The 23,558-nt window shown below is 70.2% G+C and carries 20 protein-coding genes; 6 read left to right on the forward strand and 14 right to left on the reverse strand.

All coding sequences use genetic code 11. The annotated features are described in order from the left end of the window. Positions 1–36 precede the first annotated feature (36 nt). A complete protein-coding gene (locus ABD295_RS14770) occupies positions 37–1,056 on the forward strand; it encodes a LacI family DNA-binding transcriptional regulator (protein WP_344304544.1) in 1,020 nt (339 codons plus the stop codon). 232 nt (positions 1,057–1,288) lie between these two features. On the opposite strand, the gene ABD295_RS14775 is transcribed toward ABD295_RS14770, so the two are convergent. Beyond that, positions 1,289–6,793 carry an ATP-binding protein gene (locus ABD295_RS14775; RefSeq protein WP_344304545.1) on the reverse strand — a complete coding sequence of 1,835 codons (5,505 nt, stop codon included), beginning with the start codon at positions 6,791–6,793 and terminating at the stop codon, positions 1,289–1,291. Positions 6,794–7,035: 242 nt separating this feature from the next. Here ABD295_RS14775 and ABD295_RS14780 point away from each other — a divergent pair, with 242 nt between their 5' ends. The 4 genes from ABD295_RS14780 to ABD295_RS14795 all read left to right on the forward strand — a co-directional run bounded on the left by ABD295_RS14780 (position 7,036) and on the right by ABD295_RS14795 (position 10,418). After that, positions 7,036–8,130: an ice-binding family protein gene (locus ABD295_RS14780; protein ID WP_344304546.1), complete on the forward strand. Its 1,095-nt coding sequence runs from the start codon at positions 7,036–7,038 to the stop codon at positions 8,128–8,130. 2 nt (positions 8,131–8,132) lie between these two features. After that, a complete protein-coding gene (locus tag ABD295_RS14785; protein WP_344304547.1) occupies positions 8,133–8,744 on the forward strand; it encodes a sortase domain-containing protein in 612 nt (203 codons plus the stop codon). Positions 8,745–9,485: 741 nt separating this feature from the next. Continuing rightward, positions 9,486–9,824, forward strand: a complete 339-nt coding sequence (locus ABD295_RS14790; protein WP_344305452.1) for a WhiB family transcriptional regulator — start codon at positions 9,486–9,488, stop codon at positions 9,822–9,824. Between the two features lie 126 nt (positions 9,825–9,950). Next, on the forward strand, positions 9,951–10,418 hold the full coding sequence (locus ABD295_RS14795; RefSeq protein ID WP_344304548.1) for an RsiG family protein: 468 nt from the start codon (positions 9,951–9,953) through the stop codon (positions 10,416–10,418). A gap of 48 nt (positions 10,419–10,466) precedes the next feature. Here ABD295_RS14795 and ABD295_RS14800 read toward each other — a convergent pair whose 3' ends face one another. The 7 genes from ABD295_RS14800 to ABD295_RS14830 form a co-directional block, all read right to left on the reverse strand. Continuing rightward, entirely contained in the window at positions 10,467–10,730 is a 264-nt protein-coding gene (locus ABD295_RS14800; protein ID WP_344304549.1) for a metal-sensitive transcriptional regulator, read from the reverse strand. Positions 10,731–10,781: 51 nt separating this feature from the next. Further along, positions 10,782–11,291 (reverse strand): DsrE/DsrF/DrsH-like family protein, encoded by a 510-nt coding sequence (locus tag ABD295_RS14805; RefSeq protein ID WP_344304550.1) that lies wholly within the window; start codon positions 11,289–11,291, stop codon positions 10,782–10,784. Between the two features lie 15 nt (positions 11,292–11,306). Continuing rightward, positions 11,307–11,621, reverse strand: a complete 315-nt coding sequence (locus tag ABD295_RS14810; protein ID WP_344304551.1) for a TusE/DsrC/DsvC family sulfur relay protein — start codon at positions 11,619–11,621, stop codon at positions 11,307–11,309. Between the two features lies 1 nt (position 11,622). Then, the gene (gene sqr, locus ABD295_RS14815) at positions 11,623–12,906 is read right to left on the reverse strand and encodes a type III sulfide quinone reductase, selenoprotein subtype (RefSeq protein WP_344304552.1); all 1,284 of its coding nucleotides are present in this window, start codon (positions 12,904–12,906) and stop codon (positions 11,623–11,625) included. A 104-nt stretch (positions 12,907–13,010) separates the two neighbouring features. Continuing rightward, the gene (locus ABD295_RS14820) at positions 13,011–14,219 is read right to left on the reverse strand and encodes a glycine-rich protein (RefSeq protein WP_344304553.1); all 1,209 of its coding nucleotides are present in this window, start codon (positions 14,217–14,219) and stop codon (positions 13,011–13,013) included. Between the two features lie 1,489 nt (positions 14,220–15,708). Further along, positions 15,709–16,098 carry an RsiG family protein gene (locus tag ABD295_RS21240; protein ID WP_425574084.1) on the reverse strand — a complete coding sequence of 130 codons (390 nt, stop codon included), beginning with the start codon at positions 16,096–16,098 and terminating at the stop codon, positions 15,709–15,711. Between the two features lie 144 nt (positions 16,099–16,242). Beyond that, positions 16,243–18,333 carry a diguanylate cyclase gene (locus ABD295_RS14830; protein ID WP_344304555.1) on the reverse strand — a complete coding sequence of 697 codons (2,091 nt, stop codon included), beginning with the start codon at positions 18,331–18,333 and terminating at the stop codon, positions 16,243–16,245. A 12-nt stretch (positions 18,334–18,345) separates the two neighbouring features. Between ABD295_RS14830 and ABD295_RS14835 the strand changes: the two genes are divergently transcribed. Then, a complete protein-coding gene (locus ABD295_RS14835) occupies positions 18,346–18,966 on the forward strand; it encodes a FliA/WhiG family RNA polymerase sigma factor (RefSeq protein ID WP_344304556.1) in 621 nt (206 codons plus the stop codon). A gap of 7 nt (positions 18,967–18,973) precedes the next feature. Here the strand turns inward: ABD295_RS14835 and ABD295_RS14840 are convergent, their stop codons facing one another. The 6 genes from ABD295_RS14840 to ABD295_RS14865 all read right to left on the reverse strand — a co-directional run bounded on the left by ABD295_RS14840 (position 18,974) and on the right by ABD295_RS14865 (position 23,475). Next, on the reverse strand, positions 18,974–19,510 hold the full coding sequence (locus ABD295_RS14840; RefSeq protein ID WP_344304557.1) for a hypothetical protein: 537 nt from the start codon (positions 19,508–19,510) through the stop codon (positions 18,974–18,976). A gap of 37 nt (positions 19,511–19,547) precedes the next feature. After that, positions 19,548–20,588, reverse strand: coding sequence for a COG1361 family protein (locus tag ABD295_RS14845; RefSeq protein ID WP_344304558.1), 1,041 nt, complete (start codon positions 20,586–20,588; stop codon positions 19,548–19,550). 10 nt (positions 20,589–20,598) lie between these two features. Further along, the gene (locus tag ABD295_RS14850) at positions 20,599–21,120 is read right to left on the reverse strand and encodes a hypothetical protein (RefSeq protein WP_344304559.1); all 522 of its coding nucleotides are present in this window, start codon (positions 21,118–21,120) and stop codon (positions 20,599–20,601) included. A gap of 175 nt (positions 21,121–21,295) precedes the next feature. Continuing rightward, on the reverse strand, positions 21,296–21,706 hold the full coding sequence (locus tag ABD295_RS14855; RefSeq protein ID WP_344304560.1) for an ATP-binding protein: 411 nt from the start codon (positions 21,704–21,706) through the stop codon (positions 21,296–21,298). Next, positions 21,696–22,028 (reverse strand): STAS domain-containing protein, encoded by a 333-nt coding sequence (locus tag ABD295_RS14860; RefSeq protein WP_344304561.1) that lies wholly within the window; start codon positions 22,026–22,028, stop codon positions 21,696–21,698. The genes ABD295_RS14855 and ABD295_RS14860 overlap by 11 nt, the downstream gene beginning before the upstream one ends. Before the next feature lie 88 nt (positions 22,029–22,116). Then, entirely contained in the window at positions 22,117–23,475 is a 1,359-nt protein-coding gene (locus ABD295_RS14865) for a PP2C family protein-serine/threonine phosphatase (RefSeq protein ID WP_344304562.1), read from the reverse strand. Positions 23,476–23,558: the final 83 nt, after the last annotated feature.

The raw sequence follows: 23,558 nt of genomic DNA on the forward strand, positions 1-23,558 counted from the left end.
CGCCCGTGGACATCGCCGGCGACGGGAGGGACGCACGTGCAGGCACGACTGCGCGACGTCGCCGAACGGGCCGGCGTCTCGGTCAAGACGGTCAGCAACGTGGTCAACGGGTACCCGCATGTCTCGCCGGGGATGCGCGAGCGGGTGCAGCAGGTGCTCGACGAGATGGGTTACCGGCCCAACGCCAACGCGCGGATGCTGCGCGCCGGCCGCACCGGCGTCATCGCGCTCGCGCTGCCCGAGCTCGCCAACCCCTACTTCTCCGAGCTCGCCGGCTTCGTGGTCCAGGTCGCCGAAGAGCGCGGCTGGACGGTGCTCGTCGACCAGACCGACGGCCTACGTGAGCGCGAGCTCCTGGTCGCCGGAGGCGTGCGGCACCACTTGATCGACGGCCTGATCCTGAGCCCCGTCGCCCTGGGCTCCGACGACCTCACGCACCGCTCCGCCGACGACATCCCCCTCGTGCTGATCGGCGAGAAGCTGGACGCCGGGCCGGCCGACCACGTCGCGATCGACAACGTCGCCGCGGCCCGGGCCGCCACCGAGCACCTCCTCGGGCTGGGCCGGACCCGCGTCGCCGCCCTCGGCCACCAGCCCGGCAGCGCCAGCGAGTCGGGCGTCGCCGCCCTGCGCCTGCACGGCTGGGAGGAGGCGCTGCGCGCGGCCGGGATGCACGTCGACGAACACCTCGTCAGCGCGGTGCCCACCTTCCGCCGCGAGGACGGCAAGGCCGCGATGGCGGCGCTGCTGGAGTCGGGCGCCCGCCCGGACGCCGTCCTCTGCTTCAACGACACGCTCGCCATCGGGGCCCTGCGCGAGCTCCACGACCGCGGTCTGCGCGTTCCCGCCGACGTCGCCGTGATCGGCATCGACGACGTCGCCGACGGGCGCTTCTCCGTGCCCACGCTGAGCACGATCGCCCCCGACAAGGCCAGCATCGCGCGCACCGCCGTCAGGATGCTCGCGGAGCGGCTGGAGCCCGGCGGGCGTGACCTCGCCCCCCGCGAGGTGGTCGCGAGCTTCGAGCTGGTGCCGCGCGAGTCGACCCTGGCGTAGGCCCGGACGAGCGGGTCGAGCGGCCGGCGACCTCACCTTCGAGCCGGTCCTCCGCGCGCCGCCGCACGCCGTTCAACATGTCGCGACCCATGACGAAGTCTGCCGGGACGAGGACCGCCCGGCTGACACGCGTCAGCCACCAACCGGCACAAGTGGGGCGAGCTGGACCCGCTGAGCGTGGGTCCCGACCGAGATCCGAGGTTCTGCCGGTCTGACCACGAGGGTTGCCCGCTCACCTCTCGATCGCGGCGATGATCTCCGGCCGCAGACGAGACGCCTCGATGACGGCGTCGACGGAGCCGACCTCGACTGCGCGGTAGATGTTGTGGATGCCGTCGAACTCCGCGGCGACCTCGCCGATCTTCTCCGCGCGGACGGCGGCGCGAGCATCGGCCAGCTCGCCTGCGAGCCGACCGCGCTCGGGACCGGTCGCGACCCGGATGCGCTCGTCGAGGTCCTGAACGGCGGGGCTGGCCGCGACGCGCTTCTCGACCTCGTTGGCGAAGACCACCGCAGCGGCCGGCGCACCGCCGATGACGGAGGCGAACGAGCCCTCGAGCGCCAGCACCGTCATCCGCGGGTTCAACGCCTTGGAGAACACCACGAAGGCGCCGCCGTGGTAGCGCGAGATCACGCAGAAGACGATCGGGCCACGGAAGTTGACGATGGCCCGACCGATCTCGGCGCCGTACTCGAGCTGGAGGTTGCGCATCGAGTCCGGCGAGCCGTCGAAGCCGGAAAGGTTGGCGAGCACGACGAGCGGGCGGTTGCCCGACGCCGCGTTGATCGCACGGGCCGCCTTCTTCGACGACCGCGGGAAGAGGGTGCCTGCGGTGTAGGTGTCGGGGCCGTCGGCGGGCGGAAAACCCCGACGCCGCAAAGGCTTCGACTCGATGCCGAGCAAGCACACGGAGTGGCCGCCTACGTAGGCGTCCTGGACCACGGCCGTGTCGGCGTCGGCCATGCCGGCCCAGCGCTCCAGGCTCGGCAGTTCCTGGTCGGCGACTGCCCGCATGACGGTGCGGATGTCGAACGCCTTCTTGCGCTCGGGGTTCGTCTCGGCGGAGAAGATCTCGCCGACCGTGCGGAAGTCGCTGCCCTCGGCCTCGTGCGGGAACGTCGTGATGTCGCGATCGGCAGGGTCGCTGGTGACCGCGCGTCGGGGTCCGGGCTCCCCGGGGGCGACGTACGTGTGCTCGTAGTGCGCCATCAGCACGGCGAACGCACCCGCCAGGTCGGGAGCCCAGTACTGCGCCTGGCCGTTGGGTCCCATCACTCGGTCGTAGCCACCGATGCCGAAGTTGTCCTCTGCGGAGACGCCCCCGGAGAAGTCGAGCGACTGCTTGCCGGTCAGCACCATCGCGCTGTCCGGCGTCATCACGAGGATGCCCTTGGTGTGCATCAGCATCGTCGCCTCGGCGTTCCAGTAGGGCTGCGCTCCGACGTTGATGCCCGCCACGACGACGTTGATCTCGCCGCCGTCCTGGGTGAACTCGACGATCCGCCGCAGCGCCGCGGCGACCCAGTCCATGTTCTCCGTGCCCGACCCCATCGAGATCCGGGCGCCCGCAGACAGCGCGAACCACTCGACCGGCACCTGCATCCGCTCGGCGAGGTCGAGCGCGGCGCTGATCCGCCGGCACTCCGCCTCGGCGACCGAGCCGAGTGACTTCGTCGGGTCTCCGCACAGCACGACACGGGTGACACCCTCGGGGTGGAGGCTCGTCGGGGTCCGGACGACGCCGACGATGATGCCGGCCTCGTTCTGCCCACGCGGGCGGTCGACCGGCACGAGGTCGCCACTGGCGTCGAGGTCGTGCTCGACCAGCGAGCCCCCCGGGCCGGTGAGCATCGGCACCAGCTCGTAGGGGTAGACCAACCCGCGGCGCCGGGCGCGCAGCACCTTGCCGGCGTAGTCGTCGAGCTGCTCGAGCGGCTCTGTCGGCGGCTCCTCGACCGAGGTCGCCACCCCGGCCCCCGGCTGTGCCCCGAACCGCACGCAGACCGGGACCGGCGCGCCGTCGGCACCGAGGACGCGCCCCTCCGCGAGCACCTCCACGATCCCGGCACCGTCGGTGAGCGGACGGATCTTGTTGCCCAGCGCGGCCAGCCCGTCGCCGTCGATCTCGACGACCGGCCAGACCTGGACCCACACGTGGTTCATGTCGAGCTTGCTGCCGGCCGGACCGCGCGCGACGCGGGTCTGCCGGATCGCCTCAAGGCAGTTCTCGACCGCGCGCTCCGCGTGCGGGAGCCCGGTCACCTTGCCCTCCGCATCGCGGACGACGGCGAGCTGGCGCACCTGCGCCAGGGCGACCAGTCGACGGTCCGCCGGGTTGTCGCGGCCGACGCACTCGTAGAGCAGCACGTCCTCCGGCGCTTCGAGCCGCGTCACGTGGAACTCGCGGAGCCGCCAGAGGTTCAGCCGGCGGCCGACCATCGGGTGAACCCCACGGGTCAGCGTGTCCTCGGTCATGCCTTCGGGACCGTCGGGCCGGAACGCGAAGTAGCCGACCGGCCGGTCCGGGCCGTCGCACACGGCAACGGAGAGCCGGCGTACGTCGAGCGCGAACGGCAGTGCCGCCACGAGTGGTCGCAGCGCCCGGCTCACCTCGTCGGCGTCCGCAGGTGCGCCGGGCCAGTGCAGGTAGAGATCCACGACGGCGTCCCGGTCCTCGCGGCCCGCCACGTGCGCGCCGATCACGGCCGACAGCTCACCGGAGGGGTCGGCCAGCTCGGTGTAGGTGCCGACGGTGGACACCAAGCGGGTGCGCCGGCCATCCAGCGTGTAGCCGGCCACCACGCACGGACGACCGTCCTCGGACGACGTCAGGTCCTCCAGGTCGTACTCGCGGTAGTGGCGTCTGGCCAGCACCTCGAGCATCGGCTCGTGCTGCGGCAGCCCGTCGACCATCCGCTCGGCGAGGAACCGCACGATCTGCTCGGGGATGCGCGCGAGCGCCTCGATGCGCGCCACCCTTTCGGGGCCGGCGCCGTGGGCCGAGAGCTCGGCGAGCTCGTCGCGTACGCCGGCCAGCGCACTCGCGCGCTCGGCGTCGACCTGGGGCTGGTCGAACCACCGGAAGCGCACGCTCCGAGCCAGGTCGCCGATGGCGGGGAACCGCAGCTGGGTCGCCCGCCCGAGTCGCTCCAGGAGCTGACGGGCCTGGCCCGCCAGGTCTCCGGTCGGCGCGGGCTCGGCGATCCAGCAACCGAGCAGGGCGGTCACGATGGCCACCTCGGGCGCTGACCGTTGCTGGGCCAGGAAGATCCTGAAGACCGCAGCCTCCAGCTGCGGCGTGCGCTCGAGGTCGTGGACGCCGTGCAGACGCAGCACCCGGCCGAGCCGCTCGCTGAAGCTGACCGGAAGCCCGCCGCGCTCGACGTCGAGGCTCTGCAGGTAGGTGTGGAAGTGCTCGCGTGAGCTGTGCACCCGAAGCTCCGTGTGGCGCTCCTCGTCGGCCGGACGGTTGCGGCTGAGCTCGGCGAGGTCGGCGAACGTGCCGAGCAGGTCGAGCTCCTCGACGAGGACCGACTCCTGACCGGCCCGGACCTCGTCCCGGACCGCCAGATAGCGCGCCAGCACGTCGTCCTGGGTCGCCGGTGGCACGTCGAAGCCCAGGATCACCGCGGCGAGTTCGGCCCGCGCACTCGACAGCCTCTCGGCCGCCGGTCGCCCGTCAGTGGCCTGAGGCAGATCGAGCGCCTGCCCCGGACCGGCCACCTCGGCAACGGCGTCCTGCTCGCCCACTTGCTCGAGACGCAGCAGCGGCGCGCCCGTCTCGACCTGGCTGCCGGTGATCACCTGCAGCTCCTTGACGCGCGCCGTGAAGGGCGCGTGCAGGACGGTCTCCATCTTCATCGACTCCAGCACGATCACCGGAGCCCCTGCCTCGACCTCGTCGCCGACAGCGACGGGCGTCGCCACCACGAGGGCCGGTGCGGGCGACCGCAGCACGCCGCCCTCGTCCCGGGTGACCCGGTGGGCGACGCCGTCGACCTCCACCAAGGTCGTGGGGCCATGGGTGGCCGTGACGACGTGGTGCCGGCGGCCGCCGACCACGAGCCGCCGGTGGAACTCGTCGATGCGGTCCCGCGCCACCTCGACGGTCTGGCTGGTCCCGGCTCCCGCGACCGTCACGCGGTAGCGGGACGGGCCCGTGTTGAAGGTCGTCACCTGATAGGTCGTGCCGCGCAGCTTGAGCTCGATGGCACGCCCGACGTCGTGCTGGACCTGGGGACGTCCACCGTGGGCGGTGGCGAGCAGGTGGGCGATGTCGAGCTCGACCGCGTCGTCGTAGGCCTCGATCGCGGCTGCGACGATCGCCACGCCCGCGTGTTCGTGGGTCACGAGCCGGCCCTCGGCGCGCACGCGGTCGATCCAGCCGGTGTCGGCCCACCCGCCGGTGCCGTCGACGACCTCTGGCTGGGCGAGCAGGTCCAGCACGAAGCTCTTGTTGCACGCCCCTCCCTCGATGACGACCGTGGTCTCACCCATGGCCCGCCGCAGCCGCGCGAGCGCCTCGTCCCGCGTGCGGCCGAAGGCGATGATCTTGGCGATCATCGAGTCGAAGTCCGGTGGGATCGTGTCGCCCTCCGCGACCCCGGTGTCGACGCGGACACCGGGTCCCGACGGCAGGTCGAGGAGCGCGATCCTCCCCGGCGCAGGTGCGAAGTCGCGGTCGGGGTCCTCGGCGTTGAGTCGCGCCTCAACGGCGTGCCCGACCTCGGCCGGCCTGCCGTCGTACAGGTCGGTGAGCCGACCGCCGCCGGCGACGTGGATCTGCGCGCGCACCAGGTCTGCGCCCGTGGTGGCCTCGGTGATCGAGTGCTCGACCTGCAGCCGCGTGTTGACCTCGAGGAACGCGAACGTCTTCTCCCCCGGGTGGTAGAGGAACTCCACCGTGCCGGCGCCGACGTACCCGACGGCGAGGGCGAGGCGCTCCGCCGACGCCTTGAGCTCGTCGACCTGATCGCGGCTCAGCAGCGGGGAGGCGGACTCCTCGATGACCTTCTGGTTGCGTCGTTGGATCGAGCAGTCGCGTACGCCGAGCGCCCAGGCAGTGCCGTGGGAGTCCGCGATCAGCTGGACCTCCACGTGCCGGGCCCCGCTCACCAGCCGCTCCAGGAAGACGGTGCCGTTGCCGAACGCCCGCAGGGCCTCGTCGCTCGTGCGCTGGAAGGCGTCCTCGAGGTCGGCGGCCGAGGCGACCATCCGGATCCCGCGCCCGCCACCTCCGGCGGTCGCCTTGAGCATCAGCGGGTAGCCGATCTCCTCGGCGGAGGCGAGCGCCCCTGCGACGGAGTCGACGGAACCCCGGCTCCACGGGGCCACCGGCACCCCGACCTCCTCGGCGAGCAGCTTGGAGCCGATCTTGTCGCCCAGCTTGCGCATGGCGTCGGCGGACGGACCGATGAAGGTGACCCCCAGCCGGTCGCAGAGATCCACGAAGGCGGGGTCCTCCGCGACGAAGCCCCAGCCCGGCCACACCGCGTCGGCGCCCGACTCGGTGAGCGCCCGCTCGAGCGCCACGAGGTCGAGGTAGGGGCGGGCCGACGCCGGCCCCAGGTCGACCGCCAGGTCGGCGGCCCGGGCGAACATCGCCCCGCTCTCGCCGGAGGTGTGCAGAGCGACGGTCTGGACAGGACCCTCCCCTGCCGCGTTGATGTCCCTGACCGCATGGATCAGGCGCATCGCCGCCTCACCACGGTTTGCGATCGCGATGCGCGAGATCACGTGCTGCACCTCCAGGAGAGCTTGCGGGACTCGATCCTCGTGTGAAGCGCGAGGCACTTCAACCCAGGGCGAGCATCGCAGGCCCGGCTGGCGGCCGCCCTGCTGGCATCCCCACGCCGTCGGGATCCGGTGATTCCCCGTTCGGCCATGGCAGGCACCGGTGACTGTTAACGTGCTCCTGACTCGCGCGTGCACGCCTTCGGCGTCCCCCCATACATGCGGAGCTTCGGAGGCTGTGCCCCATGTTCCGCGATCACCTCACCATGCCGTCCCGTCCTGCGGGAGCACTCGGCCTGGTCAGCGTCGTCCTGCTGACCGTCGGCCTCGCCGGCTCCCCCGCCCAGGCCGCGGAAGCCACCGTCGACCTCGGGTCCGCCGACTCCTTCGCCGTCCTGGCCGGGGAGTCGATCACGAACACCGGCACGTCGGTGATCACCGGCGACGTCGGCGTCGGACCAGGCAGCTCGATCACCAGCGTCCCGCCCCTGGTGATGGTCGGCGGCGCGATCCACGTCGCAGACGCCGTGGCCAACCTGGCGCAGTCGGACCTCGTCAGTGCTTACAACTCGGCGGCGGGACGCCCCACCGTCACCGACGTCACCGGCAGTGACCTCGGTGGGATGACGTTGACCAGTGGGGTGGTGGAGCACACGTCGGGCATGCACCTGACCGGCACCGTGACCCTGGACGCTCAGGGCGACCCGGCCGCCGTCTTCATCTTCAAGGCGGGCAGCACGCTCGTCACCGCTCCGGACAGCACGGTCTCGCTCATCAACGGAGCCTCTCCCTGCAACGTCTTCTGGCAGGTGGGCAGCAGCGCCACCCTCGACACCAACACGACCTTCGTCGGGACGATCATGGCGCTGACCTCGGCGACGCTCGCCACCGGAGCCTCCGTCCAAGGCCGCGTGCTCGCCCGCAACGGATCGGTGACCCTGGACACGAACGTCATCACCCGGCCCGGGTGCGCCACAGTGGTGAACCCGTCGAGCTCGCCGAGCTCGACAGTGCCGGCGACGGCGACGGCGTCGGCCGCGCCGAGCGCCTCCGCCAGCCCGAAGCCCCCGAAGTCCTCGTCATCCGGTCACCCGCACCCGTCGGCCACGCCGACCAGCACGGTGCCGGGTGGCGGCGGCGGAAGCGGCGGAGGCGGCGGGGACGGCAGTGGTGGCGGCAGCGACACACCCACGATCCCGGTCGGTCATCCGGCGACCGGCCTGGGCAGCGGCTCGTCTCCTGGCCTCCCGGTCCCGGCGATCCTGGTGCTGCTGGGAGCCGTGGCGGCTCTCGGCGCCTCCCTGTCCCTACGTCGCCCCCGACCCGCGCGACAGCACTAGCGATGGGCGGCCCGCTCGGTCGCGTCGCGCTGCTGCTGGCCGGCGTCCTGCTCATCGCCGGCTGCGGCGACGCCTCGGACCCGCTCGTCGCGTCGTCACCAGGGTCCGCTGCGACTGGCGCCACCGAGTCTGCTGCGGCGACCGGCGCCACACCCCGGAAGCCCGACGTGTCTCCGGTGCAGCTGCGGATCCCGGCCATCCAGGTGTCGACGCCGCTGGTAGGTCTCGGTCTTCACGAGGACGGCACCGTCGAGGTGCCGACCAACCCGGACCGTGCCGGGTGGTACGAGCTCGGCACCGTCCCCGGACAGCCCGGCTCCTCGGTCATCCTCGGCCACCTCGACTCGCTGGACGGTCCCGCTGTCTTCGCCGAGCTCGCGACGCTGCGCGTCGGACAGGACGTCGAGGTGGGTCTCTCCGACGGCACCACTGTGACCTTCCGGATCCGGCGGATCGCCACCTTCGCCAACGCCGACTTCCCTGCCGACCTGGTGTACGCCGGGTCGCGCGGCCAGACCACGCTGAACCTGGTCACCTGCGGCGGCGAGTACGACCCCGATCTCGGTGGCTACCAGGCCAACGTCGTCGTGTTCACCCGACGCGTCGCTGCCTGACCGACCGCGTGACCGTCTTCGGTCGCGCGGACATGGAGAGATGAGCAACCCGACCGCCCGCATGAGCGGGGACGTCCGGGGCGATCGGGTTGCTCTGGGGGGTGCGCGTCCACACGGGGCATGGGGTCCCTCTACGGACGGCAGTGAGCTGGTGGTCGCCGCCGCCGTCCTGCCACCTTCCCCCCGGTCGGTGCGGACGGCGGCGGCTGATCAAGGAGTGCCCCACAAGGCCTGGCTGACGGGTCGGCCCATGAGGACGGGACCGACGTGCGAAGGGAAGCCGGCTCAGAGCGGCAGCTGCACCAACCAGCTCGCTGGGATACACCTCGTCGCGATCCACTGGGCCCCCTCGTCCTGTCAGCCGACATGGCCATGGCGGCGACTGAGGTCACGGGGTCTGGGTGGCCTGCCTCGGAACTAGTCCAAGAACTCGACGGTAACTGCCTTTCGCGACCCGGGTCAACCAGCGCCGCCGCCCGGCGGGGTCAGCCTCTCGATCCCGACCATGGGCCGATGTCCCCGTCCAGACGAGGTCGTCACCAATGTCTGTGCGCCGAGGCCTCAAGTCCTCGTCCCCGTCAACCGAAGGCTTACATGAGAGCAAGCTGCGGAAGGTCATCCCCCCGGGACCTTCCGTTCTGGAGGCAGGGGCCGGCGACCCCCCCGAGCCGGCCCCGCCTCCGGATCTCCCCCTCCCCTGGAGGCTCCTTGCGAGCCCCTGACTACTCGATCGGCACCGCGATGGCTGCTCATGCACGCGTCGGACACAGTCCGGCAGACCTGGTCCTGTGGAACGACGACTGGGCCGCCGCGGCCCTGTGCCGCGAAGCGGAGCCTGACGCGCTCTTCGTGCGCGGCGCCAAGCAGAACAAGGCCAAGCAGCTGTGCGGCGGTTGTCCCGTCCGCGCCGAGTGCCTTGCCGAGGCGCTGGACAACCAGGTCGAGTGGGGTGTCTGGGGCGGCTTGACCGAGCGCGAACGCCGGGCCCTCCTCCGCCAGCAACCGGGCACCTCGTGGCGGGCGGTGCTGGAGTCTGCCAGGAACGACGCTCCACGGATCGGTCGCCACCTTCACGCCTGAGGGTGCGGCGTTCCGCGTCCTGCCCAGCTGGGGCGTAGGTTCGGCATCGTCTCCCCCTAGACGAGGACACCACGCATGAAGCAGGAACGGTCCATCTCGCAGCCACGACCGCCCATCAGGTCGGCCGTGTCCACCCCAGACCTGGCGGGGCTCGACGTCGGCCAGCTCCGTGCCTACCGGGCGGCCCTGGCTGCTGAGGAGGACACCGTGTCCTACTGGCGGCGCCTCCTCCACGGCCGGATCGACCTCCTCGAGGCCCAGGCCGTGTCCGACGACGGCTTGACCCTCGAAGACCTGGTGCGCGTCCTCGGGGACACCGGCTCCGGACGGTCGCGGCGCACCTTGATGCGGGTGCCCGCGCCGGTGGCGCTTCCCGATCTTCCCGACCTCGACCAGATGGCTCACCTGTGGGCCTCGGATCCTCGCGACGACCACGAGGTCGCTGACGTCATCGCCGGGCTCAGGGCCAAGGAGACGAGGCTCAGCGACTACCGCACAGCCCTGCACGTGAGGATCGACGCCGCCACGGGCGAGCTCATCACGCGCTACCGCGCCGACCCCAGCGCCGCCCTCGCTCTCCTGCCCAGAGACTGACGCCCGCCTGAGCTCGGGGTTGATCCCCGGTCTTGAGCGGCGAGGCCATCACGCGAGGGAGAGGAAGAGCTTCTCCAGCTTCTTCACATCCACACTGTCGGTGCCGTCCCCCTCGGCCAGGCACTGCTGGAGGCCGCTGGCGATGATGACGAACCCGGCCCGGTCCAGGGCTTTCGAGACCGCTGCGAGCTGAGTGACGACGTCGTCGCACTCGCGCCCCTCCTCAAGCAGACGGAGCACGCCTGCAAGCTGGCCGTGGGCGCGCTTGATGCGGTTGACGACGGGTGTCAACTTGGTGGGGTCGAGCTGCATCGGTCCTCCTGGGACTCGGGCGGTCTGGGCTGTCAGGGGGACGTGCGAGACCTAGATGAAGAGCAGCTGGGCCCCGTCGGTCTTCTCGATGAAGTCGGAGGCGCTGATGATGGCCTCGACCTCGTCGTAGAGGTCCGCCTCGTCGAGGTGCTGCATGTCCGCTGACATCCGGCAGGCCCACAGGTGGCCACCGGAGTCGACGATCTGCTGGAGGAACTCCGGCACCTCGGGGACACCGATCTCCTCGATCGACTTCTTCATCTGCCGGGTGGCCATCGCGGTCATGCCGGGCAGGCCGCCCAGACCCTGGGGCATGTGCGTCGCGGTGTTGCCGAGCATCGTGAACTTCAGGTCGTGCATGGTGCTCTTGTTGATCATGTCGAAGCCCCAGAACGTGAAGAACAGGTGCGTCTCCACGCCCTCACCGAGGGCGGCGTTGGCGAGGATCAACCCGGGGTAGGCCATGTCCAGGTTGCCCTTGGAGCAGATGATCGCAAGCTTTCGGCCGGTGTCCTCCTCGTCGAAGGACGGGACGATCGGGGCGTGCTGCGTGGTGGTCATGACGGTCTCCTGTTCTCACACGCAACCGCGAGGCTTGGGCAGCCCGGCGATGTAGGCCATCTTCTTGGCCGGCTTCTTGGGGAAGAGGGCGAACAGCTCCTTGGTCGGAATGCCGCCGACGGTCGCCACGCGGCGCAGTGTCGCGGTCTCGCCGTGCTCGCGGAAGTCGCTGCGCAGGAAGCGGATCGCCTTCCAGTGCTCGTCGCTCATCTCGACGCCGATCTGGGCGGCGAGCCCCTCGCCGAGGTCTTCGGTCCACTCCTCGTACTGGGTCATGAAACCCTCGTCGTCGACGTGGATCTCGTGGTTGTCGATCGTGGTGGTGGGCATGTCAGGCCTCCTGCTTCTCTCGCTCGGTCTCGGGCAGGTGCTTCCCGGCCATCGACATCAGGGCCGGGAGCGGGATGGGACGCCCGGGGAGCAGGACGTTCCAGTAGATCCATCGGAAGGCGAGCTTCCCGAGGTGGTTGGCGCGGGTCTCCTTCAGCAGGGCCATCGGGCCGACGACGGGCAGTGGGTACCTGCCGGTCAACGGCTCGGTGTCGTAGTTGAAGTCGATCAGCAACGCCTTGTCGTCGCCGGACTCCACGAAGCAGTTGGCGTGCCCGTCGAAGGCGCCGGGCATCGGTCGCCCGGCGATGTGCTCGAGGAAGTTGTCGACGAAGATCTCGACGGAGAAGTGGGCCACCGAACCGGCCTTGGAAGCAGGGATGTCGCTGGCGTCACCGATGGCGAAGAGGTTGTCGAACGTCGTCGAGAGCTGGGTGTGCTTGTCCACGGACACGTAGTTGAGCTCGTCGCCGAGCCCGGAGCGAGCGACGAAGTCGGCGCCCATGTTGAGCGGGACCGTCACCAAGAGGTCGAACGGGACCTCGCGCTCGTCGAAGGAGACCAGCACCTTCCGCTCGGTGTCGATCCGCTCCACCATGAAGTCGGTCTCGACGTGCACCTTGCGCTCGTCGAGCATCCCGCCCAGATGGGCAGCCGCCACCGGCTTGGTGAAAGCCGCGTCCAACGGGGTCACGAAGACCAGCTCCACCCGGTCGCGGAGCCCGCGTGCTCGCAACCATGCCTCGGCGAGGAACGTGAACTCCAAAGGCGCCACCGGGCACTTGATCGGCATCTCGGTGATGTGCACGACCAATCGGCCGCCTTCGAAGCGCTTCAGCGCCCCGGCAAGCGCCTCCGCGCCGTCGAGCGTGTAGAAGTCGAAGATGCTGCGGCGCCACTCCGGACCCAGCATGCCGGGCGTCTGGTCGGGTCGCGGCGTGGTGCCGGTGGCGATGATCAGCTGGTCGTAGGGCAGCCGCTGGCCACCCTCGAGGACGACTGCGTTCTCCTCCGGTTCCACCTTGTCGACCGTGCCGATGACGAAGTCCACCCCATCGGGGAGGAACACGTGGCGCGACCTGACCACCTGGTCGTGGGAGTACCCGCCGAAGGGCACGAACAAGTACCCGGGCTGGTAGTGGTGCTCGTCGTCCCGGTCGACGACGGTGATCTGCCAGTCAGCACGATCAAGACGGTGCCGAAGCTTGTTGGCGATCATGGTCCCGGCCGTGCCGGCGCCCAGGATGACGATGTTCTTCCTGACGCTCTCGTGTGTTCCGCTCACACTTCGAAGCTAAACCCCGGGGGGTATTCGCAGACAGTGTCCAAGGTCCCACCCAGCCGGGACCAGTGCAGTCGCCTGGCACCTCAAGCAGCAGCGTCCGAGCGTCAGCGGCGAACGCGGAAGTGCACGCGCTCACGATCGCGCTGGCCAACGGTGTCGATCGCCACCAGGGTCAGCCGGTAGCGGCCGGGACGTAGCTTGGCGGGGTTGAGGTCCCGACGAAGGCGGTAGGAACCCGCACCGGTAGGCGCTGTGCCTCGCACGGCGTCGTACCGTCCGCAGACCTCGCCCTGGCAGACCTGACGGAGGCGGACGCGCACATCCACGGCCTCGGAGACCCGCCAGCGCAGCGTGACCTTGGTCCGCCTGTCGCTCGTGAACTTCCCGGGCTTGACCCGAACCTCGCTCAGCGCCGGAGCCGGGTCCTCAGGAGTCCCCTGTTGCACGATCGCGGCGAAGGTAGCCGTGACGGCACGCGCCTCGTCCAGTCGCATGGTGCACGGACCGGTGCCGGAGCAGTCGCCCGACCAGCCTGAGAAGGTCGCGCCGGAGGCGGGCGTGGCCGTCAGGGTGACGTCGGTGTTCTGGTCGAACATGGCGGTGCACCTGGTCCCGCAGTCGATTCCAGCGGGTGCGGACGTGACCGAACCCGCCCCCACGCGCGAGACGGTGAGCTTCTCCGAGGGCGTGAAGGTGACCGTCACCTGACCTTGGGCGGAGCGGACGCCGGTCTCGAAGAGCGTTCCGGCCGGACCGTGGCTGGAGCCGCCGCCGGCGGCTGCGCTGATCGCACCGGCACCGCCGTACCAGCCGCCGCCACCGCCGGAGGACGACACCATGCCGGCCTCGGAGTCGCGGCCGCCGCCCTGCCCGGCCAGGCCGTCCAGGGTGTTGTCGGTCGAGTTCTGCCCACCGGCGTCCGCGGTCGCGCCGCCGCCAGGGGTGCCGGTGCAAGGGCTACCGGAGGCGCCGTCCTCACCGGTCTCGCCGCCGTTGCCGCCCCAGTTGTCCGGGCCGAAGCACAGCGACGCAGCCCCGCCGCCGCCGCCGGCGACCAGGACGCGGTCGGCCAGGCCGAGGCCCCCGATGCGTACGTCGCTAGCCCCGCCGCCGGAGTGCCAGCCGTCACCGCCGCCGTTGAAGCTCGAGGGGATCCCTGGATGCTCGCCGGCGCCGCCAACGACGATGGTGATGACGTCGCCGGGGATCAGCGACAGGGTGGCGGTGGCGCGGCCGCCGAGTCCACCGTTGCCCTCGCCCCCACCCTGGGCGCCGTATAGATCGAAGGTCGCTTCGATCACTCCGTCGGGCACGGTCCACGACTGATTCGATCCGGTGTGATCGAAGGTCACGACTTGAGGCGTCGGAGCCACCGGCACCGCAGGGGAGGGCGCAGCGCTGACCAGGGTGATCCCGGCGCCGAGAAGGCTGGCTGCGAGCACGGTGTGAAGAGGTCGAGAGGGTGACACAGAGGCTCCTAGGTCGTGGTGGTGTCGCCCTGTGCCGCGGGTCTTGCTCGAGGACCGCTGATCGAGTGACGGAGCCCCGAAGGCAGTGGCCGGCATGGGCGGATGCAATTGCCTTTCGGAGCGGATGGACCGGGGGTCCGTCCGCAGTGACTCTCGGACTGGTCTTCGGCCGCGGGAGTCAGCGACTTGAGACGCTCGGCCGACGGGTTTCATCCATGCGTCCACTCCTGCCCTGGTCCGCGCCGGCTCCCCACACTCGACCGAGGCGATCTGCGCAGGCCCTCAAGTGGGCCTGTCGGACGACCGATGAGCAAGCCTGTGAGGTAGGCGGGAACTGACACTCTCCGATCTTGCATCCCGGAGGCAGAAGCCCAACCCATGACGGCCTCTGCCTCCGGGGCCCCGACTTGGCTCGGGATGGTTGGCTTCGTGCCACTCCAGGATCGGTGACGGCGAAGCCAGACCTCCTGTCACACCGGCGGCGCTGAGGTGGCTCAGCGTCACGCACGCCTCCGGGCGGCCACTCACCCGTTGCGTCGAGAAATCGAACCCGGCCCCCAGGTGGACGTCGGCTCGGCGACGTCCGGTCCTGGGGGCCGGGTGGGTTCGTTCGAGGACCTACGCCAATAGACACTCGAGAAACTCCCCCCTCTTGCACGAGGGCATCGGCTGTCCGAGGTGACGCCTTGAGGGCCAGCGCGTTCGCGGTCGTCACCGACAGCGACCTGCGGCGTCCTGATAGCTGGTCGCGCGCGAGCAGACAGATCCGGGAGACGCGGTGGACACCGCCTCGAGGACGAGAGTCCGAGGCGGGCCCGACGGGGGGCGGGCCCGCCTCCGAGGCGGAGCCTGCTGCGGGGGGCAGCTGAGGATCCTCTTCGGGATGGAGGTCGGGGGGAACCTGCCATTCTGGATCTCACCGAGCTCTTCGGAAGGCGTGCGGCACGACTTGAGGCTGCCGGTCGAATTGTCGAACGAGTGCCGCGGCTATCCGAGGTTGCCTCGGAGATGAGAGTCGGAGGCGGGCCCGACGGGGGGTACGGGCCCAGCCTCCGAGGCGGACCCTGCTGTTGACAGCTGAGGATCCTCTTCGAGATGGAGGTCGGGGGGAACCTGCCATCCTGAATCTCACCGAGTTCTTCGGCCTCCGCGCGGCACGACTTGAGGCTGCCGGCCGAATTGTCGAACAAGTGCCGTGCTTCGGTGCCACCCCAGCGGGAGGAGGACCAGTGCCGCTGCGGGATCTGCGGCTCATCTGTGGCCTGACCTCGAGACTCTGTGCTTGCCACGCTGCTCCCGCGCATCTGGCCAGGTAGGCGGACACCTGGCACTGTCAAGCGGAGGATGTCGTCTGCATCCTCGGGTAGCGCGGCCCACAGCTCGCACAGCTCGTCCAGATCCGGAAGGTCCCGAAGATCCATCTCCGCCTGGAGACGTGCATCAAGGAGCGCCGCGACCGGCCCGAGCCGGTGTCTCCCAACGCACGGACGAGGTCGTGCACGCTGAGCTCCTGCCCGGTCGTCACCTGCGCTTGGAGGACGTCGACGCGGCCGTGCACGAGCCGACGCCAGCAAGAGACGCGGTCCTCTTCGGCGCTGAGGGCCTCGCGGAAGACCCGGAGCTCAGCGAGCCCCAGCCCGCACAAGCCAGCTGACGTCACCGCCGACAGCACCGGGGGCGGCGTCGAGCGCCATGCTGTCCACGGTCCATGTGTCTGACTCACCTAGTGCCCGAGAGGGTGTGGTCGAAGTGCGCCGTCGGAGTCGAGACCGATGGTGCACGAGATCTCTTCCGGTCGGGGCCCGCAGGAGGCACCTCGACCCCGATCCCGTGCTGTCCTCGGTTGGTCGAGGCGACCAGTTGAGGGCTATTCGGATCGAAGTTGATCCCCGGGTCCCTGGCCCGCTTGGGCGCGAGCCAGCCTCGCGCCGATCGAGCGCAGCATGTCGGCGGCACACGGAGCAGCTGCGGTCAGGGCGTCAGCAAGCGCGTCGTACACGTCGCGGATCGCTCGAAGGTCTTCGCCCTGCTTGCCTGCGGCACGAACCTGACTCTCGACAAGGTCTCCCAGCACGGAAGCATCGTCACAGGCAACAGCCGCCGCGGCATGCCGGGCAACCCAGTCGAGGGCCTCGAGTGCGTCGTGACGCTGGCTCGAGGACGGCGCCGTCTGTTGACGCGAGCACCATAGCTCCACCGCGTCCTGCATGAGTTCCGGCGGCGGCCGTTCCAAGAGGATCGCTTCGTCATCGAGGGGTGCCGGGTCGGCGCCGAGATCCGGCACCCCACCCTCGTGCACGTACCTGGCCAGCTCGCTGACCTCGCGAAGCATCAGGCTCGCACCAAGCCTCTGGGCCCGATGTTGACTCGTGCCCCAGGCCGCACCGCCGACGATGACACGGATGCCGACTGCGCGCGCCTGCAGGATGCATCGATGGGCGCCAATGAGGTTGGTGGCCACGGTCACCGACAGTCCCAGCACAGCTGGCGTCAGGATGCGCAGACTTGCGCCCAGGTCGGCTGCGGGCATGCTTCCGCCCAGGACGACGATGTCCAGATCGGCGGACCTGGCGAGCTGAGCGGCCATCCGGACCGGCATCGAGTGCATCTCCCCTTCCGCGCAGGCCATGACGACACGGACCGCTGTCGGCGAACGTGGTGGTGGGGGCGAGAGCAGCGTCAACGCCTGCTCGGCGACCAGGGTCGCTGCATGCTCCTCGGCGATGCCCCAGTCACCGGTCGCCCAGCCGGCTCCGACGGCGCTCTGGGCTCGGCCGATGACGCCTTGCACAAGCGCCTGCTGGGACATCCCTTGCTCGGCACCTCGCGACAGGGCCCTGGAGGACTGAAGCGTGTCGGCGTTGACCAAACCCTTGAAGTAGGCCTCGAAGGTCTCGTTCACGAGCGAGCCGGACACCTGGCTCTCGTCGCTGTCGCGAGCGATCTCCACCCCCAGGCCACTCCGCTTCGCTCGGTACATCGCGCGGTCGGCCGCAGCCGCGGCTTGCGTGGGGCCGGCCTCGCCCACTGCGGCGACGCCGATCGAGACGCTGCTGATGTGTTGCTCGGCCTGCGCCCACGCCGCTGCCAGCCCGCTCATCCTGCGGTAGGCGGCGGAGATCTCGACGTCGCCCTCGATGATGACCAGGAACTCGTCTCCGCCGGCCCTGGCCACGAAGTCTCCCGGTCTGGTCCCGTCGCGGAGGTGCTTGCCGAACCGGCGCAACGTCGCGTCGCCCGCCAGGTGCCCGTACCGCTCGTTGATCCTCTTGAAACCATCGAGGTCCAGGATGCACACGACGGCGCCACTCTTCGCGGCTCCGAGTCGGGCAGCGATCCTGCCCTGGCTCACGACGCCGGTCAATGCGTCCTTCGCCCGGCCGGCGGCCATCTCGTCGGCGCGATCAGACGCGAGGGCAGCATCTCGGAGCAGTGCTGGGAGGTGCTCGACGATCGGGGCTCGCGACGGTGTCAGGGTCACGACATGCATGGGCTCGCCGACGCCCAGAGACACGTCGTCGGTCGGCTGGTCCGACGTCTCTGATGCGCCGTCTGGGGCCGCTGGCACCACCTCACCATCGAGCTCCGCGATCACGGCGTGCAAGATCTCGACCGTCTCCTCGCGGCTGGTGACCCGGAGAAACGCGCGGGTCGCGTTGAGAACGGCGAGCACAGCGTCTGGGTCGCTGAGCAGGTGGGAGTCGACAGGCCCGACGGGCTGGTGTCCGGAACGCGCCATGGGTCTCCCCTTCTCGTGAGATGGATCCACTGCCATCCTCGGTCGGGGCAGACTCAGAGTTGAGGTCCGCCGGAGAGCAGCCGCTGCTACGGTCGCAACAGGCGACCAACACGCGCCTCTCGGAGGATCTTCATGGACGTGGACAGCGACGTCGCTGACGTCTGGCGCCGGTTCAAGGCCACAGGTGACCGACACTTGCGGGACCGTCTGGTGGTCCATTACTCACCGCTGGTGAAGTACGTCGTCGGACGGGTGCGCGCCGGCCTGCCTGCCAGCGTGGATCAGGACGACCTCATCTCCGACGGGATGATGGGGCTGTTGGACGCGATCGACAAGTTCGACCTCGACCGCGGCCTCCTCTTCCAGACCTACGCCGTCCCTCGCGTGCGCGGAGCGATCGTCGACGGCCTGCGCTCCTCGGACTGGGTTCCCCGCCTCGTCCGCGAGAAGCTGCGTGACATCAACCTGGCCACGGCCACGCTCGAGCAGCGTCTGCACCGGAGGCCCCACGAGTCCGAGGTCGCCGACGAGCTCGGCATCGAGGTCAAGGAGCTCCGCAAGTGGTACAGCCAGAGCTCCTACGCCACGCTCGGGAGCTTCGACTCCGAGGGCGCGGACGATGAGGGGCTCCGAGCGACCGAGGGCCTGCCCGGGGAGCCCGAGGGTCTGCCGGCCGGTGTCCTGACGGCGATCCGGGACCTCCCCGAACGCGACCAGATCGTGATGGCCCTCTACTACTGGGAGCGCCTCTCGTTGGCCGAGATCGGTCAGGTCCTCGCTGTCAGCGAATCCCGGGTCAGTCAGCTGATGACGCGGGCGACCCTCGAAGTGCGACGGCGCCTCGTCGCCTGACCAACGGTCAAGAGACCGAATGGGTGATGGACCCGGCGTAGACACCGGCAGCCATCCCGGCGCCGATCGCGATGCTGATGGTCGGGTTCCAGCTCGCGGAGTTGTCGCCGGTGACTCCCGTGGCAGTCACGACCGGCGAGACCCCGGTCAGGTTGACGGGGTCGTTGGCGGCGTACGTCGCGGTGCCGGTCTTGTCGATCGTGCCCACGGTGTAGCCGACCGACGCGGCACCGATGGCTGGGCCGGACGGAGGGGTGAAGGCGGTCGAGATCGCCGTGGCCGTCCAGCCCGAGCCGGGCGGGGCACCGCGGGAGTCGGTGACCTGCACCAGGCCGAGCTGGCCGCTCACGGTGATCGCTCCCACCTCGTTGGACCGGGAAGCGATGCTTCCCGCGTCGGCCGGCGCGGTGATCGACAGGCCCCCGCCCACCAGCGTGATGCTGGCCTGGCTGATCGCCGTCTGGTCCGCGGTCGCGGCCGGGACGGACGCCAGGCTGAGCACGAGCGCGGTGAGCAGGATGAGGGGGACTCTGCGGTGGCTCATTGGTGACCTTCGTGAGGCGGGTGGACGAGGGCGCGGACTACACGTACGACGGCTCCTGCTCGAGCCCTGGCTCGTGCCTCGACGTGGAGACCGTGCTCCGCCGGCGGCGCCGACGCGAGGCCAGCCACGCCAGGACGAGCAGCACGAGGGCTGCGATTGCGCCACCGATCCACCACCACGGCCTCGAGTCGTCGGCGACGGCGACCGTCGGACCGGTGCCCGAGGTCGGGAAGGTCAAGGAAGCGTGGGCCTTCTCCGTGAGAAGACCGCTGGTCAGGGAGAGACGGGCATCCCATGGCCCGTTAGGCAGCTGCCCGTCCAGCTCGATGGTCACCGGCTCGACATCTCCCACGGCCAACGTCGTGCCCAGGCGGGCAGGGAACGGTCCGGCCGTCAGGCCGGCGGGCCCGTCGGCGAGCTTCAGCTCGCCATGGAGGTCCAGCGCGCGGCCGCCGGTGTTGCGGACCGTCGCTTGGACGACCGGGCTGCCGGTCGCGTCGCGCATCGCCGTGAAGGACTCGATCTCGAACGCAGAGGCGGGTGCGCCGCCCGGGCCGACGGAGAGGTAGACGCGGATGCCGACCCGGCTGACCTGGGTGATGCCGCCGCCGCCCTCGTCGCCGGAGCTCACCTGGGCCCACAGCACGGCGTACTGCTCACCGGGCGGTGCGTCGGACGGGACGTCGATCGTGACCTCGACCATCGATGTGGCCCCGTCGCGCAGGCGGAGGCTGGTGTCGCTGAGCGTGGTCCAGGTGGAGAGCTCGTTGGGGGTGTCGCCCTCGAGCCCCACGAACGAGCCGGCCTTGATCTCGGCCGCGGCTGCGTAGACCGCGATCGCGGACGCCTTGCCGGTGTCGTTGGAGACCTCGATGCGCCGCTCGATGGTCGTCCCCGGGTGGACGTGGTCGATGATGTAGACCCGCGCCCGCGGGTCGTCACGGGTGGCGACGGGCGCGTCCACGAGCCTGATCCCGACCCCTGCGGGATCGGGCTGGAGGGGGGAGCTGCCGATCGCACCGGCGGCCGGGAGCAGAAGCCCGGCCACCAGTGCGATCAGGATGAGCAGTCGACGCATGGAGAGTGACTCAGACGACCGAGGTGGTGACGGTGCCGGTGTAAGCACCCGCGAGGGCGCTTGCCGGCAGGGCCACCGTCAGGGTCGGGGTGTACGACGCGGTGTTGTTGCCGCTGGCCGAGGCCCCCGCGGCCACCGGAGCGACCGCCGTGATGGATGTGGTGCCTGCCGAGGTGGGAGTGACCGTGCCGGTGGACCCGGTGGCGGCACCGGAGTTGTAGGAGACTCCGGTGGAGACCGACCCGGCGCCGTCGACGAAGGTCGTCGAGGCGGCGGACATGACCCAGCCTGCGGTGCTGCCTCGGGTGTCGCTGACCCCGACAGCGCCGAGGGAGCCCGAGACCGAAGCGGCACCGGGGGCGCCGTCGGTCAGCGCTGCGCCGGCTGCGGCGGTGACGTCGAGGCTGCCGCCCTCGAGGGTGAACGTGGCCGTGGTGTCGCCCGTGTCAGCTGCCATGGCAGCCCCGGCGGGGAGGAGGGCGAGCACGGTGCTGGCGAGAACCAGGCTGCCGAGAGTGCGAGTGATCTTCATGGAGAGGTGTCCTGCTTTCTTGGGGGGGACCGATGGACATCGGCTTCGAGCGCCGGATTCGTGCCCGGCGCATGAGCTGACGGGCAACCGCTCCCCGTCTCTGGTGGCACTGTCGGCTGCACGTCCACCTCCCTTGAGAACGGCAGGCAGTGGACCAGACCAGACGTGCCGCGGCTCAGGAGAGCGTGCGCGCCATCCGCCAGCGGTTCGTCCCATGGATCCGCTCATGGACCAGGAAGTCCAGGACGCGCGATGCGAGTGCCAGGCCGCGGCCCCGCTCGGTCAGGCCCACTGGCATGTCGGGAACGCCTTCCCCCTTGGCCACGTAGGCCACCCCGTCGTCGGCGAGGACCGCCTCGATCCGGTCAGGCAGCACGGACAGGGTAAAGGTCCACTTGACCTGCCCCCTCGGACGGGCGTGCTCCACGACGTTGCCGGCGATCTCGATGACGGCGGTCTCGAACAACATCAGGTCGGAGTCGGAGACATGGGGGTGTTCCTCGCCGATGCTCTCGATCAGGTCGTGCAGCTCGTCGAGCCCCTCGGGGACGGCGAGCCCGAAGACGGTGTAGGTCTCACCAGCCATCGGAGGCCTCCGCGACGGACCGGTGGGGGGTGAGGACGCGGTCGAGGTTGGTCAGGTTGAGGACCGTGCGCACCTGCTCGGACGCGCCGGCGATCCTGAGGTCACCACCGGCGAGGCGCGCCACCTTGAGACCAGCGACCAGCGCGCCCAGCCCGGACGAGTCGACGAACGAGGTGTTCGTGAGGTCGACCACCACGCGCGAGGATCCCCCCTCCACCGTCGTGCCGACCGCGTCGCGCAGCGCGCGGGCCGAGGTCATGTTGAGACGCCCGGCGCAGGACAGCACCACCACCTGCCCTTGCATGCGCTTCTCGAGGTTCATCAGGCCACCAGCTCCTTCATCGGTTCCGTGCAGATCGGAAAACCGCCCCCTGGGTGACGACCACGTCGACGCTCACCCGGGATCCGTGTCACGAGGCGTCCCGTCGGACCACGAAGACGGTGATGTCGTCGTCGAGCGGCCCCTCCCCGCCGATCACGGCGAGCCGGTCCACCATCTCCTGGGCATCGCGGCCTTCGGCGCACAGCGCGACCCCTGCCTGGACCGCGCTCCAGACGTCGGGGAACAGGTCCAAGATCCCGTCACTGACCATGAGCAGCGTGTCGCCGACCTCGAGACGGTCCTGGTGGACTTGCCAGCGGTCACCCGGCACGGCACCGAGCGGGAGGTCCCGTGACGTGAGCATCCGGATCTCGCCACCGGCCTGGACGACCAGAGCGAGACCGTGCCCCGCGTCGACGTACTCCAGATCGCCCGTCGCCGGGAACAAGCGGGCAGCGAACATGGTGACGAAGGTCCCGGTGTGGCTGAGGTCCTCGTCCATGCTCGCAGCCGTCAGACCGACCGTCTCGCCGAGCCCGTTGAAGCGAGCCATCCCCCGCATCACCGCACGGACCCCTGCTGCGACCACGGCCGCGGTGAGTCCCTTGCCCATCACGTCGGCGAGCACCACTTGGACCGTCCCGCCGGGGAGTGCCTGCCAGTCGAAGAAGTCTCCTCCGACGTTGCGTGCCGGAGCAGTGCGACCTGCGAGCTCGTAGCCCGGAACGACGATCGGGTACGCGGGCAGCAGGCGGCGCTGCACCTCACGGGCCTGGGCCTGGTCGGAGTCGTGGATCAGCTCCTTCTCGACCCAGTCGGCGAGATCACGCAGCAGTCGTGACTCGTCCTCACTGACCTCACGAGGCTCGTCGTCGAAGACGCACAACGCCCCCACCGGAGTCCCGCCCGGGCCCGCGAGCGGCTCCCCGGCGTAGAACCTGAGGTGCGGGTCCCCGGTGACGGACGGCTTCATGGAGAACCGTGGGTCCAGCCGAGCATCCGGCACCACGAGAGAGGTGTCGTGCTGCACGGTCCAGTCACAGAACGAGTCGGACCTGGGCAGCTCGACAGCCGGCGTCCCCACGATGGCCAAGCTGGTCTGGGTCGTATCGTCGAGGAGGTTGACGGCGGCCATCTTGACGCCGAAGGCGCGTTGGGCGAGCTGGACCAAGCGGTGGAAGCGATCGTCTGCCGGATGGCTCGAAGCACGCAGCGCGTCGACCAGGAGGCGGTCAGCCTGCCTCGGAGGGCCAGTCGCACTCCCCTCGCCTGCCAGGACGTCCGAGACTGCCGGCACTGACGACGCTGCGAGGCCACCGGCAGACGCGCTCGACCCGGGCCCCCCGAGGGGGGTCTCGGCCTGGATGCGACTCATGGCAGTTGCCTTCGGCTGGAGGACCTGGTGGTGGGCTGTCACCCGCCAACGACGCCCGCGCGGGAACGTCATGTCATTCCTCGGGTGCGGGGACGACGTACTTGAGGTGTGCGCCCCATCGACCGATCGGTCGAACGGCCGACAAGGTCGGGGAG

The organism is Nocardioides bigeumensis (assembly GCF_039531755.1).
Lineage (GTDB): Bacteria > Actinomycetota > Actinomycetes > Propionibacteriales > Nocardioidaceae > Nocardioides > Nocardioides bigeumensis.